Source organism: Mesorhizobium dulcispinae, from assembly GCF_033977345.1.
GTDB classification, from domain to species: Bacteria; Pseudomonadota; Alphaproteobacteria; order Rhizobiales; family Rhizobiaceae; genus Mesorhizobium; species Mesorhizobium dulcispinae.
The window spans coordinates 131377-145350 of the sequence record NZ_JAVIIY010000008.1; the positions used below are offsets into that span (position 1 = coordinate 131377).

Genomic DNA, 13974 nt, shown 5'->3' on the forward strand with positions numbered 1-13974 from the left:
CGGGGCCGCAGGCGTGAGCCCGGGCCTCGCAACCTGAATAGCCCCTCAAGGAGACAATGATGGCTGCTACCCCTCCCATTACGTCCGGCTCTACAGGCTCGCCGGAACAAAACCTGGACAAGATGATCAAGCAGCAGGAGCGCATGTTCAGCCTGGAGATCACGAAAGAAATGGCAAAATCCCAGCACGACATGCTGATGAGCACCGCCAAGACGCTCGGCGAGTCGGCTGAAAAGGCTTGACGCAGGAGATGCACGAACTCATGCGCCGCCGCGAGCAACCGGCGGCGTACTCGCATGGCGGTAATTTCCAAGCGCCATCGTCCGGCTGCATTTGAAATCCTCATCGGCGGGGAGATGAAGTGGCATGACCGCTAGTCCTATCGGCAGATATCTCAATGCCGCGCCAGGGCGTCGGCTCCGATCGATCATTTCCCCATCGCCGGCAACGGCACGGTCCGTCGCGCTCAGCGTGACCCACGGTTTTCATGCCGGCGCCGAACTCAGTCTGGTTGGGCCCCTGTATACGATCGGCTCCAGCACCGAATCGGACGTTGTCCTCAGGGATGGCGGCATCGCTCCGATCCACGCGAGACTGCGGCGCAAGGGCAGCCAGTTTGAAATCGAAGCCGTCGGCGGCGATGTCGCGCTCGCCACAGGCGAATTCATCCGTGAAGGCCAGGGCAGCCGCTGCAGGTTGCCGCTCGTCATCGGTATCGGCGACGCCCGCATCCGGCTGGTCAATCCGGAACAGCCCTCGAGCCGGTGGTCGATCGGCAATCGCCCCATGCTGATTGCAGGCAGCGTTCTCTTTGCCGTTTTCGCCATTTCCGTCGCTGCCAACGGGTTCTCTCTCGCCAAGTCCGATTTCTCACTCGCCAAGTCCGACATTGGCACGCAGGCGTCCTCTAAAGACGATCAACCGGTCAGAATGGCTTTCGCCGGCGAGCGGGACCAGCAAGTGCTGGACGATTCATCGCCAGCGCAGATTCAGACCGCCGCCGAAGCGGAAAACCAGCTCAAACAGCGTCTCGATCAGTCCGGTATAAGCACCGTAACCGTCCAGCGATCGCCCGGGCGCCTGGTGGTTTCTGGCATGATCCCGAGCGACAAGAGTAATGTCTGGACGGAAACGCAATCCTGGTTCGACCAGGCGTTCGGCGCTCATGTCCCCTTGGTGTCCAATGTCATGATCGGCGACGCGCAACAGGCGCCGCGTCTGATGCTGCAGGCGATCTGGTATGGCGAGCGGCCTTACGTCATCGCAGCCGATGGCGCGCGCTATCACGAAGGTGCATTCACGGCTGACGGCTGGACCATCAAGCACATCGGCGAGACGGAACTTCTTCTGACCAAGGGCGGCGCCACGGTCGCGCTGAAATATCCGTGAACCGCCGGCTCGAAGGGCCGCGCCTCGATTCGGCCAGGATGGACACTGCCGGCCGCGACGTGCATCAGGCGGAAGGCGTGCGCGCGCAGACAATCAACCGGCGGCGGATGAATGGCGTCGACCAAGGCGCCAAGCGCCCTCAGGGGACGAAATCGGCAGCGGCCGCCGAAAGGCCTGAAACGGCGGAATTCCAAGCCTCTCGAGATGCGGCAGGAGAATCGTTGGATGACATACTCATCAACTTCGTCATGCCCACTATTCCGGAGCCGGCCATCCTGCGCCGCTCCGTGCCTATTCTCCAGCACTTCATAACGAACCTGGTTCCTGACCTTGAGGGCGGCGAGCAGCTCAAGACGCTCGCCAGAGCGCTGATCGAGGGTGAGATCGAGCGTCATCGCGATCTGCTTGGTCGCATGCAGGAAGGAATCGAGATCTGACCAACCCGCACGACACGGTCCATCTGCTGCATGTCCTGGGCTATCTCTACGGGTGTCATGGGCAGGCCAAGCGGGGCGCGACGTACCTGCTCATCGCCGCACAGCTGGCGCCGGAAAATGCCGGTCTCCTGAGGACATTGGCGCACCTGCTCATACTTGATGGCGAGGCGGAAAAGGCGTTGGCCACGATTGCCAGGCTGGAGACCTTGGAAGGAATGGACCACCCGGCGCTTACATTGCTGAAGAGCCGCGCCCTGCTGGTGGCCGGGCGCAAGGCGGAGGCTCACAGCGCCTTGCTACGCTTCCTGTCGCAACGAGGCGTTGAATGACCATGACCGTGTCGGAGCGGCTTCTGCAGTTCCTTGCCAGGCTGTCGCGCCGCAGCGATCTGGTCATCGCCGTCCTGTTGCTCGTGGCCGTGGTGATGATGCTCATCCCATTGCCGACATTTCTCGTCGACATTCTCATCACCGCGAATATCGCCATCAGCGTGCTCATTCTGCTGGCCTCGTTCTACGTTTCTCATCCGCTGCAGTTCTCGTCGCTGCCGTCGGTCATCCTCATCGCAACCTTGTTCCGGCTGGCGATCACGATCACGACGACGCGGCTGATCCTGCTCCAGGCCGACGCCGGCGAGATCATCACCGCCTTCGGCACCTTCGTCGTCGGCGGCAGCATTGTGGTCGGCCTCGTCATCTTCCTGATCATCACCGTCGCGCAGTTCATCGTGGTTGCGCGAGGTGCGGAACGCGTCGCCGAGGTGGCCGCGCGCTTCACGCTCGACGCGCTGCCGGGCAAGCAGATGAGCATCGATGCGGAACTGCGCAACGGCGATATCGATCAGGCGGAAGCACGCCGTCTGCGCCAGCAGCTGGAGCGCGAGAGCCAGCTGTTCGGCGCGATGGACGGCGCCATGAAGTTCGTCAAGGGCGACGTCATCGCCGGGATTGTGATCATCCTGGTCAACCTTATCGGCGGTTTCGCTGTCGGCACGCTGCAGCACGACATGTCGCTGGGCGATGCGGCAGCGACCTACTCGCTGCTCACCGTGGGTGACGGGCTGGTGGCGCAGATACCGGCACTGCTCGTCGCCGTCGCCGCCGGCACGATGGTGACGCGCGTCGGCAGCGCGGACGGGACCGGCGATCTCGGCCGGCAGATAACCAGCCAGCTTCTGCGAGACTCGCGTGCGCTTGCCCTCGCGGCGGTGATCATGGTTGGCCTTGCCATGGTGCCGGGCTTCCCTTCCATCGTGTTCCTGGTGCTTGGCGCCTGCTTCGGCACAGGCGCCTATGCCATCAATCGCCGCAGCACGCAGGACTCCGAACCCAAGGACACCCACCTGATCGAGGTGCAGGAACAACGGGGCAGCTCCGCAATTCCGACCGCAACGCTGCCCGCTTCGTATCGCGTGGTCGCACGCCTCGGCTCCGAACTGGCGGACGCGATTGCGGAGCCCGAATTCGCCGCACTCGCCGACGGCGTCCGCCGCGAGCTTTTCGGCGATCTCGGTGTCGACGTTCCGGCCATCGGCATGCAGGTCGACGAGATGCTCTCACCCCGAAGCATCCGCATCGACCTGGAAGGCGCGCCTATCCTGGATGCCGAAATTCCCGCCGGCCGCGTTCTGGTCGAAGCGGACCTGGCGCATCTCGATCTGCTCGAAGTGACCTACGAAAAGGCTGCCTCGATTGCCGGCCCGCGCAAATTCGTATGGGTCGATGATCGCCACATCCCTGCGCTGAAAGAAGCCGGCTTCGTTTTCGCCACGCCACCGGAAACAGCCGCCAAGTGGACCGGAAACGCACTTCGGCTCTATGCCGGCCATTTTGTCGGCATCCAGGAGACCCGCAGGCTGCTGTCCGACATGGAGGCGGAATATGCGGATCTGGTCAGACAGGCTCAGGAGATCGTGCCGCTGCAGAAGATCGCCGAAGTGCTTCGCCGGCTTGTCGGCGAAAACGTGCCCATCCGCAATCTGCGCCTTATCCTCGAAGCGCTGATTGAATGGGGCCAACGCGAACAGGACGTCGTCCTGCTGACGGAATATGTCCGCACATCCCTGAAGCGCCAGATCAGCTTCCGCTGCGCCGGCCGCAACAACATCATCGCGGCCTATGTACTGCAGCGGTCGGCGGAAGATGTTCTGCGCAACGCTGTGCAAAGCACATCGACCGGCACATTCCTGAACCTTTCGGACGACGATGCGCAGGCTTTGGTCGGCGAGGTCGAGCGCGCGCTGTCGCACAATTCCGCCGACGTCTCGCCAGTCGTCCTTGCAGCGATGGACGTGCGCCGTCACATGCGCAGCCTGCTCACGCACAATGCCATCGAGCTTCCTGTCCTGTCCTTCCAGGAACTTGCACAGGAATTCAACGTCCAGCCGCTGGCCACGATCACCGGCCGTAGCGGAAGAGCCGGCGCGCGCACTCAGGTGCTGCCGTCGGCTCAGGCGAAAGCCGCGCAAGAGGCAACCTCATGACGGCAGCCGGACGATCGGGGACATTTGGGGAATCAGGAGAGGAACGGCATGACGATCCACGATACCGCAGCAGGCGTTCGATCCGCCGCTTCCGCCTGGCGGACGGACATGCGCTGGCTCGCTATCGCGACGGTTGGCGTTTTGGTGGCTTTGCTGTTCATGATCGCCGACGCGAGGGCCCAGAACGTATCGCCCCTGCCGAGCAAGCCAACGCTCGACCTGCCGGTCGGGCAAGGCCGTCTGCTGCGGTTCAACGAGCCGGTCGAATCCGTCCTGGTTGCGGACACCACGATCGCAGACCTCCAGGTCGTGTCGCCAAGCATGGTCTATGTCTTCGGCCTCAAACCCGGCCTGACCAATCTCATTGCGGTCACGGCCGACGAGCGGATCGAGGCAACGGCTCAATTCCGCGTCACACCCGATATCACGCCCGCCGCTGAAGCCAAGCATACGATGCAGCCGAATTCGGCGACAAATCTTCACATTTTCGGAACCCGCATTGTCATCACGGGTGAGGCACGAGGCGTCGATGAGGCAAAGGATCTGGACAATGTCGCAAGAACGTTTTCGCCGCCGGAAACGCCGCCGCTGAACAACATGACCGTGCAAGGGTCGCAGCAGGTCAACATCCGGGTCCGCTTCGCCGAAGTCTCACGCACGGAGCTGCAGTCCTATGGCGTCGACTGGTCCGTCGGCTACAAAAGCGGCGGCTTCGAATTCAACATGTTCCAGGACAATGGCGTGCCTTCAGGCAGCGACGGGAATTTTGGTCTGAGCCTCAACCAGGCGCACGGCCTCAATTTCGACGTCCTTATCGAAGCCCTGCAGCGCAACGGCGTCGTCAAGATACTGGCCGAGCCGAACCTGACTGCTGTGACCGGACAGACGGCGAACTTTCTGGCCGGTGGCGAAATTCCGGTGCCTATCGCGCAGGGATCCGACGTCACGACCGTTCAGTACAAACCCTTCGGCGTGTCCCTCGGCTTCACCCCGACGCTCATCGGCCGCAATCGCATCGCGCTCCATGTCCAGCCGGAGGTCAGTTCCTTGTCGGATTCCGGCTCCGTGACCGCCAACGGCTTTGCCATGCCGAGCTTCGTGGTCCGAAGAGCGGACACGACGGTGGAGGTGGCGAGCGGTCAGACCTTCGCGATCGCGGGCCTTTTCCAGCAGCGGACCTCGCGCAACCTGGAGAAATTTCCGGTTCTGGGCGATGTGCCCGTGCTTGGCCCGCTCTTTCAATCGCAGCGCTTCCAGCATGAAGAGACCGAACTGGTCATCCTGATCACGCCCTATCTGGTGGCGCCGGTGCGGGACAGTCTCGCCACCCCACTCGACCGTCCGGCAGCCAAGCGCCTCAGCCGCAAGCACGCCAATGACGCGTCGGCGACCGGTCTTATCATCAAATAGCAGGAAACGACCATGACATTGCGCACCGCTTTCTGCTCCGTGCTTCCCGCGCTGTTTCTGGCCGGCTGCGTGAACAGCCCGCAACAGCGGCAGGATTATTCGCCCGGCTACAGCTATGTTTCGACCGATACCGGCGGCTCCGAGAAAGGCGTCAGCGGCTCCATCCTGGCTCCCAATGCGTGTCTGGCCGAACCGGCCGACGACGACAACACCGCCGCCAGGACCGACCTCACCGTTGTCTCCGGCGTCGGCTCCCATCTGCCGGCCGGCTGCGCCAATGCCTACAATCTGCAACGCATGGCCGAAAGCCAGCGTGATCTCGTCGAGGGCCGCCGCATGGGGCCGGCAGCCGCCGCGCCAACTGCGCGCGCGGCCCGTCGTTACCTCGATGGCGAGGAGGCTCCGGTCGGTGGCGCCAACAGCGCGCCGGCAACGCCGCAAACGACGCTTCCAGTCGAGTGAGCCAGCGCGATCATCGCTCGTGTGGCACCTGTTTGCGCGGCGGGCTTTGCAAAAGAGCGGCTCAGGCGCTAGAGCGGTTCACCGTTTCACGGAAACGCCGAACCGCTCTACCTCTTTGTTCTCACGCAATTCCGGACGGAAAACCGTTACACACTTTTCCTGGAATTGCTCTAGCCGAGGATGGAGCCGAGCACCTTGGCCTTGGCCTGTGTGCTGCCCTTCGACCGGATGGTTCTGGCACGGCCCAGCAAAGTGGCCACCTCCTTGGTCGTCAAACCGATGGGTGGCGAGGCCTTGACCTGATCGGCTTGGCCAAGAAGTCCATAGACCATCACAACGTTGCGCTTGTGGTGCAATTGCGCGTTGGGCGCGGCGGCAATCTTCTGCACCAGCGGCAGTGCCGTGGCGGAGTTGTCCTCAAGGGCTGCCGCCAAAGCCATGTTGGTCTCGACGTCGAGATCGCCGGGCGCAAGTTTCAACGCCTGGGCGAAGGTCGCCTGCGCTTCGGCAGTATGGCCGGCAAATGTCTGCGCCACGCCCAGACGGTTGTAAGCGGCGCTGCTGTTGACCAAAGGCGCTGCCTGGGCGAGCGCGCGCATGCCGGCCTCGACATCGCCGGCCTCTATCATCGCCGAGCCAAGCCCGAGCATCGCTTCGCCGTCGTTCGGAGCTTTGGCGAGCGCTGCCTGATAGGCTTTGGCGGCATCGGTCGGGTATCCCGCCCGCATATAGGCGTCGCCTGCCTTGACGAGCGCGCTCGGCTTAGCGTCCGGCATCGCTGCCGCACGCTGGTAGAGCGCTATCGCGGTATCGCTTTCCCCGCGCGCATCGATATCGTCGGCAAGCTTGATCAGTCGATCCGATTGCGAGGCCGGGGCTTGGGCCTTCGCGTTGATCGAGCCGGTTTTGGTCGTCTGGCAACCGGACAATGCCAGCGTGACGGCAACTGGCAAGAATACGACATGCAACCGCATATCCACCTCTCCGTATTCAAGCCCGCTTTCACCTTACACAGAGCATCGACGGACTGGAACCACAACAGTGCGGTAAGATTGCAACATGGCCGAAGAAGCTGAGGAAAAGAAACTACCGGCTTCCGACAAGAAGCTTCGCGACGCCCGCCGCAAAGGCAAGGTCCCGCAGAGCCGCGATCTCATCTCCGGCTTCACTTTCTTCGCAGCGCTCGCCTATCTCTATTTTTTCTGGCCGACGCTCTTCAAGCACCTCTCGGAACTCGTGCAGACCGTAACCGTGGCCGGCGGTTCGTTCGGGGATGTCAGCCTGCGCGCGATCCGTCATTCGTTCTCGCTGCTGATGCTTGCCACGCTGCCGCTGGTCGGCATCGTCGTCGTTCTCACCATGGCCTTCGGCATGCTGGGGACGTTCGGGCCGGTCTTCTCGTTCGAGCCGCTCAAGCCGCAGTTCGATCACATAAACCCGGCCAAGGGCCTGCAGAAGATCCTGTCGCTCCGCAACGTCATCGAGTTCGCCAAAGGCGTAATCAAGCTGGTGCTGCTAGCATGCCTTTTCGCATTTGTGCTGATCACATGGCTGCAGCCGCTTTTCGATGCACCGGGTTGCGGTCCGTCATGCCTGCCCCCGATGATCAAGGCAGTGCTGACGCCTCTCGGAATCGCCGCCGGCCTGGCCTTCGTCGTCATCGGAGTGATCGATGTTCCTGTTCAGCGCTGGCTGTTCCTCCGCGACATGCGCATGACGACAACCGAATACAAGCGCGAGCACAAGGATCTCGAAGGAGATCCCTTGATCCGTCATGAACAACAGCGGCAGCGGCGCGAGGCGGTGATGCAACCGGCGAAGCTGGGCGTGAAAAATGCGGTCATCGCTTTTATATCCAGCGACCAGGCCGTGGCGCTGCGTTACGTCAAGGGCGAAACGCCGGTGCCGACAGTCGTCGCCAAGGGGCAGGGGCGCGCCGCCAACGAGCTGGTGGCTCAAGCACGCCTAGCGGGTATTCCCGTCGTCGAGGACAGCGCCGTCGCCGAAGCACTCTTCGAGAATGCGAATACCGGATCCTATGTCGGCCAGCAGATGTTTTCGCCGATCGTTCGCCATCTCGTCCGACATGGCCTCACTTGAGGCCGGGATTGCCCACTCAGTCGCTGCCAATCTCACGGCATACGTTGCTGGCGGCCTGGCCGGCATCCTTGTCGGCCACGACATTCTCGGTTCGACGTTGGTGATGTTTGCGATTTCGGGAACCTACCTGGCTTGCGGACGAACGATTTCACCGATCCGCTGAACCAATGACGTGTCAACGAAGGCACCTGATGTAGCAGTCAAATGTCCGCTTTCGGCGGAAGATGAGGCTGGTCGCAATTTCCGACATGCGGCGCAAAGCAGACGTCTAGCGCTGGAACCGCGAACTTCGTTTTGATCCAAAGCAGTCCACCTATCAGCAGCAAACATTTCAAGCGTCACTCAGCGCGCTAGTTTGCTGCCCCAAGGTTCGCTCCCAAACAGGCAATGCGTAAATCGTACCCGGCATCGCTCGTCGCGATCCCTGTTCGCCTGATGGCGGGATACAAACGGTGCAATGGTGAATGTTGGCCGGCTCTTTTGTCGACCTAATAGGAACACCGAACTACCCGAGAGTTTGGCTTGCCAGGGCATAGGTCCTCGGCGTAGCCGAGCCGTCAGCGGCAAAATCGGCGAGGCGTTTGCCCAGCGACATGGTCAGCACCGTGTCGAAGACCGGCATTCCAGCGTGCGACAAGAAGGCTGCGAACTCGCCACTGTCCATGTGCGTGTCGATCCTGAGGAAAGACCCTGAATGGTCGACCACGTGCGGCCGGACGACCGCCAAAGCATCGGAGTCGCCCTCCGCCACGACCGGTCCCACGACATGGCCCCGCCCGAATGGCCGACAGAGCGAGAAAGCGATCAGCTTGTCGTCCTTGAAAAGACCATAGCCGGTCGAGTGCCCGAATAGCTTTTCAATGAGTGCCGCCCGCCTCACGCCAAATCCTGCCGCGTCGAGCGCGATCGCCGCGGGAATATCCGTTGCATCCAAAATCCGAATGCCGCCCCGTGTCTCCGTGCCCGTCCTCTCCGCGTGGGCGATGCCCTGGCATTGGTAGACTGTCTTCTCCGGCTGGAAGTCCAGCGAGAGATAAAGCCGCCGCGCGGCACGGGTCGCGTTGAGGCGCAGGTCGCGTCCGGGAATCTTGTCGAAGACCCGCTTCATCAGCCATTGCCCTGCCCCGAGGGTCTGTAGTCGCGGCGAGGTGATGACCATTCCGACCGTCGCGAAATCGGCGCCATGCGGGAACCACATGGCCGAACCGAGAACCCGGCCGATCTCATCGAGCGCCACGAAGCCTTGCCCCGATTCACGCAGGAATTGCCAGTCCTCGGCCCGATGCGGCCATCCCACAGACAGCGAGAGCGCGTGCAATCGATCCAGGTCGACATCTTGGATGTCTCCGATGCGCATCGAGAAAACGTCGATTTTCAAGCTTTCGGACGGCTTCACTTTCATGGCCCTGAAAGAACCCTCAAGAATCAACGGGCGACAGACCGCGCCCCGTGCCCGCCAACGCTAGACAAGCAAACCCCATACGATTTGCTCGAAAGCCGTGCACCAACGCAAGATTCAACTGAAACACTTCCGCTTTCGGCATGCAATCGCGAAGGAACGGACGCATCCTCTGCGGAAATCCACCAGCAGCTGCATCGATGCCGGCGAACCTTAACTGCCTGAGGGCTGGAATGAACGTCTTCGACATCCTCGACCGTCTCGTCGCCTTTCCATCCGTCGCCGGCAGAGCGAACGGTGATATCGCCGGCTGGATCGAGGCCTATCTCGCCGAACATGGGGCAAAGGCCACCCTGCTTGCCGGGCCGGAAGGCGACCGTTCCAATCTTTTCGCGACGATCGGCCCCGCAGATGTTCCGGGCTATATCCTCTCCGGCCACATGGACGTCGTCCCCGCCGCTGAGCCGCAATGGAGCTCGCCCCCTTTCGCGCTGCGTCGGGAGGGCGAATGCCTCTATGGACGCGGCACGACGGACATGAAGGGGTTTCTGGCCGCCGCGCTGGCGGCTGTGCCCATACTGGCGGGGCTGCGCCTCGCCAGGCCGGTCCATCTCGCGTTTTCCTATGACGAGGAGATTGGGTGCCGCGGCGTGCCGCATCTGATCGCCCGTCTTCCCGAGCTTTGCGCCAAGCCGCTCGGGGTCATCGTCGGCGAACCGAGCGGCCTGCGTGCCGTGCGCGGCCACAAGGGCAAGGCGGCGGCCCGCGTTATCATCAAGGGACGCTCCGGCCATTCCTCGCGGCCCGATCTTGGGCTGAACGCAATCCATGCCATGGCCGACGTCCTGAGCGCGGCCGTGAGCGAAGCCGAGCGGCTGACACACGGTCCGTTCGATGAGGCCTTCGAGCCGCCCTACTCCTCGCTGCAGGCCGGCGTGGTCGCCGGCGGACAGTCGGTCAACATCATCCCGGATATTTGCACACTGGACCTCGAGGCGCGCGCCATCCCCGGTATCGACCCAGCCAGCCTGCTCGCGCCCGTCAAGGCGCAGGCCGAGGCCCTTGCGGTCGATGGCTTTCGGATCGAGTGGACGCCGATGAGCGCCTATCCGGCGCTATCGCTGCCGCTAGGCGCCGCACTGGCGACGCTGCTCCGCGAATTGACCGGCGAGGCGCCGCTCGCCGCCGTCAGCTACGGCACGGAGGCCGGGCTCTACCAGGCCGCCGGTTTCGACGCGATCATCTGCGGCCCGGGCGATATCGGCCGCGCTCACAAGCCGGACGAATACATCCTCGCCGACGAACTCGCCGCCTGCCAGCGGATGATCGAGGCGCTGGGCGCGCGTTGCGCGGCATGAAGGAACAACCGGAATGACCTTCCTGTTCAACTCCGACGCGCGGCGCGGCGCGATCTTCGCCGAGGCGTTCGCCGCGGAATTGCCGGACGTCCCGTTCGCCATGGATGCCGCTGCGGTCGATCCCGACGCGGTGCGCTATCTGATCACCTGGACCGTTCCGGAGAACCTCGCCCGCTACAGGAAGCTGGAAATCCTGTTTTCCCTCGGCGCAGGCGTCGACCAGTTCCGCTTCGATGCGGTGCCCGCGACGGTGAAGGTCGTGCGCATGATCGAGGAAGGCATCGTGCGCATGATGCAGGAATATGTGACGCTCGCCGTGCTTGCGCTCCACCGCAACCTGCCCGCCTATCTGGCGCAGCAGTGCCGCGGCGAGTGGCGCGATATCGCGCAGCCCCAGGCCGAGTCGCGCCGGGTCGGCGTGCTCGGTCTCGGACAACTCGGCCAGGCCGTCCTCGACCGGTTGAAGCCTTTCGGCTTTCCGCTCGCCGGCTGGAGCCGCTCGCCGCGCCAGATCGAGCGCGTGACCTGCTATCATGGCGAGCTCGGCCTTGAGGAGATGCTCGCGGCAAGCGACATACTGGTCTGCCTGCTGCCTCTGACCGAGAATACGCGCGGTTTCCTGAACGCCGACCTGTTCGCGAAACTGCCTGAAGGCGCGGCGCTCGTCCACACCGGCCGGGGACCGCAGCTCGACCACCAAGCGCTTGTCGCCGCGCTCGACAGCGGCCATCTGTCGGCGGCGATGATCGACGTGACCGACCCCGAACCGCTGCCCGCTGGCCATCCATTCTGGCCACATCCGAAGGTCGTCCTGACCCCGCATGTCGCCAGCGTGACCCAGCCGGCAACCGCCGCACGCGCTGTCATCGACAACATCAAGCGCCACTGTGCCGGTCTCGATCCCATCGGCCTTGTCGACCGGACGCGCGGCTATTGAAAATCCAACATGAAGGACCACTCCTTGTCCCTGCTTAAGACCATCGATACCGATCCAGTCTTCCAGCCACGCGAATCCAGCGCGCTGCCCAAACGGCTGATTGCCGGCGACCCGGCCTTCAAGACCTGGGCGCAGGACGTCGCCAAGGACGGCCTCGTCCATACCGGCGTATGGGAGGCCACGCCCGGCGAGACGCGCTCGATCAAGGGGGAGACCTTCGAGTTCTGCCATATCCTTTCCGGCGTGGTTGAAATCACCCCGGACGCCGGCAAGCCGGTGACCTACCGCGCCGGCGACAGCTTCGTGATGAAGCCGGGCTTTAGCGGCGTTTGGAGGACCATCGAGACCGTGCGTAAGATCTACGTCACGGTAGGCTAGTGAGCGTCCGCGCCGGCGCTGAACCTCCGCGCGGAAGATTTTGCCGTCACTGACGTCCGACACGCAACATTCGTCGGCGGTGGATCATCGAACAGCGCATGCTGGGTGCCGGCAGGCGCTAGACTCAAGCCGACACTGCCGAGTGGTTTGCCCATGAGCCTGAGCTTCGATCCCGAGACGATATCCCTCCCCGTCGGCCATTTCATCGGCGGGGAGCTGACTTCTGCAGCGGGCGCAATCGAGATGCACCGCCCGTCGGACGGCAAATCCTATGCGGCCTGTCCCGTGGCGGGTGTTGATATGGTCGACCGCGCGGTAGAGAGCGCCAAGGCGGCGCTGAAGGCCAGCAACTGGGGCGGCGTCCGACCACGCGAGCGCACCAGGGCGCTGCAGGCCTGGGCCGACCTGATCGAGGCCGAAGCCACAGCGCTCGCCACAGTCGAAGCGCTGTGCTCGACCCGACCCGTCGGCCAGCTCGTCGCCGGCGACATCGCCGTCACCGCCGAGCAGATCCGCTTCTTCGCCGAATTCGCCGACAAGGAAGGCAGCGAGTTGGCGCCGACCGACGACGCCAGCCTCGGTATGATCATGAGCGAGCCTTATGGCGTGGTCGGCGCGATCACGCCCTGGAATTTTCCGATCTCGATGGCCGGCTGGAAACTCGGCCCGGCGCTGGCCGCGGGCAATGCAGTCGTGCTGAAGCCCTCCGAGATGACGCCTTTCTCGGCCGTCTATCTGGCGCAACTCGCCGTCAGAGCCGGTTTGCCGGCAGGACTTGTCAACGTGGTGCTCGGCGATGGGCCAACCACCGGCACGGCACTGACCGGCCATCCGGAGATCGCCAAGGTCAGCTTCACCGGCTCGACCCGCGCCGGCTCGGCGATCATGGAGAACGTCGCCCGCACCGGCGTCAAGCCGATGACGCTGGAGCTTGGCGGGAAGAGTCCCCAGCTCGTCTTTGCCGATGCCGATCTCGACAAGGCGGCGGCGGCGATCGCCACCAGCGTCACCTTCAACGCTGGCCAAGCCTGCGTGGCCGGCACGCGCCTGATCGTCGAGAAGAGTGTGGCCGACAGGCTGACGGCCTCGATCCTAGAAAAGATGAAGGCGGTGAGGCCCGGCCCGACCTGGGACGAGACCACGCTGTATTCGCCGATCATCTCGGAACGGCAGCGCGCGCGCGTCGACGGCATCGTGCGGGCCGCGGTCGAGGCCGGCGGCGAATGCCTGACCGGTGGCACCTCTATGGACAGCCGTGGCTATTTCTACGAACCGACACTGATCGCCAATGTCGACCAGGCCAATCCGGCGATCGTCGAGGAAGTCTTCGGCCCGGTCCTGACGGTCCAGACCTTCGAGACCGAGGACGAGGCGCTGGCGCTGTCCAGCCATCCGACCTACGGACTGGCTTCCGGCCTGTTCACCGCCGATCTGTCTCGCACGATCCGTTTCGCGCGCAAGCTCGAAGCAGGCACCGTCTGGGTCAACCGCTACAGCCGCTCGCGCGACCATATCCTGCCGACCGGCGGCTACAAGCGCTCCGGTATCGGCAAGGACCTTGGCCGCGAGGCCTATCTCGCCAATCGCAGGACCAAGAGCGTCCTGATCAGCCTCTAGAGAGA

General features: G+C 63.4%; 14 protein-coding genes. 12 read left to right on the top strand and 2 right to left on the bottom strand.

Annotated elements, in window-relative coordinates; genetic code table 11:
* Nucleotides 1-59 precede the first annotated feature (59 nt).
* The 7 genes from RFN30_RS18645 to RFN30_RS18675 all read left to right on the top strand — a co-directional run bounded on the left by RFN30_RS18645 (nucleotide 60) and on the right by RFN30_RS18675 (nucleotide 6180).
* The gene (locus tag RFN30_RS18645; protein WP_292299484.1) at nucleotides 60-242 is read left to right on the top strand and encodes a hypothetical protein; all 183 of its coding nucleotides are present in this window, start codon (nucleotides 60-62) and stop codon (nucleotides 240-242) included.
* A 124-nt stretch (nucleotides 243-366) separates the two neighbouring features.
* Nucleotides 367-1389, top strand: a complete 1023-nt coding sequence (locus tag RFN30_RS18650) for a SctD/MshK family protein (protein WP_320263549.1) — start codon at nucleotides 367-369, stop codon at nucleotides 1387-1389.
* On the top strand, nucleotides 1386-1826 hold the full coding sequence (locus RFN30_RS18655; protein ID WP_320263550.1) for a hypothetical protein: 441 nt from the start codon (nucleotides 1386-1388) through the stop codon (nucleotides 1824-1826). Before RFN30_RS18650 ends, RFN30_RS18655 begins: the two co-directional genes overlap by 4 nt.
* Before the next feature lie 179 nt (nucleotides 1827-2005).
* Nucleotides 2006-2155, top strand: coding sequence for a hypothetical protein (locus RFN30_RS18660; protein ID WP_320263551.1), 150 nt, complete (start codon nucleotides 2006-2008; stop codon nucleotides 2153-2155).
* Complete coding sequence (gene sctV / locus RFN30_RS18665; RefSeq protein ID WP_320263552.1) at nucleotides 2152-4308, top strand: type III secretion system export apparatus subunit SctV; 2157 nt, start codon at nucleotides 2152-2154, stop codon at nucleotides 4306-4308. Before RFN30_RS18660 ends, sctV begins: the two co-directional genes overlap by 4 nt.
* A 48-nt stretch (nucleotides 4309-4356) precedes the next feature.
* Nucleotides 4357-5718, top strand: a complete 1362-nt coding sequence (locus RFN30_RS18670; protein ID WP_320263553.1) for a type II and III secretion system protein family protein — start codon at nucleotides 4357-4359, stop codon at nucleotides 5716-5718.
* A 12-nt stretch (nucleotides 5719-5730) separates the two neighbouring features.
* Complete coding sequence (locus tag RFN30_RS18675; RefSeq protein WP_320263554.1) at nucleotides 5731-6180, top strand: hypothetical protein; 450 nt, start codon at nucleotides 5731-5733, stop codon at nucleotides 6178-6180.
* 170 nt (nucleotides 6181-6350) lie between these two features.
* On the opposite strand, the gene RFN30_RS18680 is transcribed toward RFN30_RS18675, so the two are convergent.
* Entirely contained in the window at nucleotides 6351-7154 is an 804-nt protein-coding gene (locus tag RFN30_RS18680) for a tetratricopeptide repeat protein (protein WP_320263555.1), read from the bottom strand.
* Between the two features lie 85 nt (nucleotides 7155-7239).
* Here RFN30_RS18680 and RFN30_RS18685 point away from each other — a divergent pair, with 85 nt between their 5' ends.
* On the top strand, nucleotides 7240-8280 hold the full coding sequence (locus tag RFN30_RS18685; protein WP_320263556.1) for an EscU/YscU/HrcU family type III secretion system export apparatus switch protein: 1041 nt from the start codon (nucleotides 7240-7242) through the stop codon (nucleotides 8278-8280).
* 505 nt (nucleotides 8281-8785) lie between these two features.
* Here the strand turns inward: RFN30_RS18685 and RFN30_RS18690 are convergent.
* The gene (locus RFN30_RS18690) at nucleotides 8786-9682 is read right to left on the bottom strand and encodes a GNAT family N-acetyltransferase (protein WP_320263557.1); all 897 of its coding nucleotides are present in this window, start codon (nucleotides 9680-9682) and stop codon (nucleotides 8786-8788) included.
* A 230-nt stretch (nucleotides 9683-9912) separates the two neighbouring features.
* On the opposite strand from RFN30_RS18690, the gene argE reads away from it, so the two are divergent.
* The 4 genes from argE to RFN30_RS18710 all read left to right on the top strand — a co-directional run bounded on the left by argE (nucleotide 9913) and on the right by RFN30_RS18710 (nucleotide 13969).
* Complete coding sequence (argE, locus tag RFN30_RS18695; RefSeq protein WP_320263558.1) at nucleotides 9913-11037, top strand: acetylornithine deacetylase; 1125 nt, start codon at nucleotides 9913-9915, stop codon at nucleotides 11035-11037.
* A gap of 13 nt (nucleotides 11038-11050) precedes the next feature.
* Nucleotides 11051-11974 (top strand): 2-hydroxyacid dehydrogenase, encoded by a 924-nt coding sequence (locus RFN30_RS18700; RefSeq protein ID WP_320263559.1) that lies wholly within the window; start codon nucleotides 11051-11053, stop codon nucleotides 11972-11974.
* Nucleotides 11975-11998: 24 nt separating this feature from the next.
* Nucleotides 11999-12352: a cupin domain-containing protein gene (locus RFN30_RS18705; RefSeq protein WP_320263729.1), complete on the top strand. Its 354-nt coding sequence runs from the start codon at nucleotides 11999-12001 to the stop codon at nucleotides 12350-12352.
* Between the two features lie 153 nt (nucleotides 12353-12505).
* Nucleotides 12506-13969, top strand: a complete 1464-nt coding sequence (locus RFN30_RS18710; RefSeq protein ID WP_320263560.1) for an aldehyde dehydrogenase family protein — start codon at nucleotides 12506-12508, stop codon at nucleotides 13967-13969.
* Nucleotides 13970-13974 lie beyond the last annotated feature (5 nt).

Bases quoted from the DNA above. Each gene is read 5' to 3' on its own strand.
- RFN30_RS18645 (WP_292299484.1), top strand. From the start codon at position 60: ATGGCTGCTACCCCTCCCATTACGTCCGGCTCTACAGGCTCGCCGGAA.
- RFN30_RS18650 (WP_320263549.1), top strand. From the start codon at position 367: ATGACCGCTAGTCCTATCGGCAGATATCTCAATGCCGCGCCAGGGCGT.
- sctV (WP_320263552.1), top strand. From the start codon at position 2,152: ATGACCATGACCGTGTCGGAGCGGCTTCTGCAGTTCCTTGCCAGGCTG.
- RFN30_RS18670 (WP_320263553.1), top strand. From the start codon at position 4,357: ATGACGATCCACGATACCGCAGCAGGCGTTCGATCCGCCGCTTCCGCC.
- RFN30_RS18675 (WP_320263554.1), top strand. From the start codon at position 5,731: ATGACATTGCGCACCGCTTTCTGCTCCGTGCTTCCCGCGCTGTTTCTG.
- RFN30_RS18680 (WP_320263555.1), bottom strand. From the start codon at position 7,154: ATGCGGTTGCATGTCGTATTCTTGCCAGTTGCCGTCACGCTGGCATTG.
- RFN30_RS18685 (WP_320263556.1), top strand. From the start codon at position 7,240: ATGGCCGAAGAAGCTGAGGAAAAGAAACTACCGGCTTCCGACAAGAAG.
- RFN30_RS18690 (WP_320263557.1), bottom strand. From the start codon at position 9,682: ATGAAAGTGAAGCCGTCCGAAAGCTTGAAAATCGACGTTTTCTCGATG.
- argE (WP_320263558.1), top strand. From the start codon at position 9,913: ATGAACGTCTTCGACATCCTCGACCGTCTCGTCGCCTTTCCATCCGTC.
- RFN30_RS18700 (WP_320263559.1), top strand. From the start codon at position 11,051: ATGACCTTCCTGTTCAACTCCGACGCGCGGCGCGGCGCGATCTTCGCC.
- RFN30_RS18710 (WP_320263560.1), top strand. From the start codon at position 12,506: ATGAGCCTGAGCTTCGATCCCGAGACGATATCCCTCCCCGTCGGCCAT.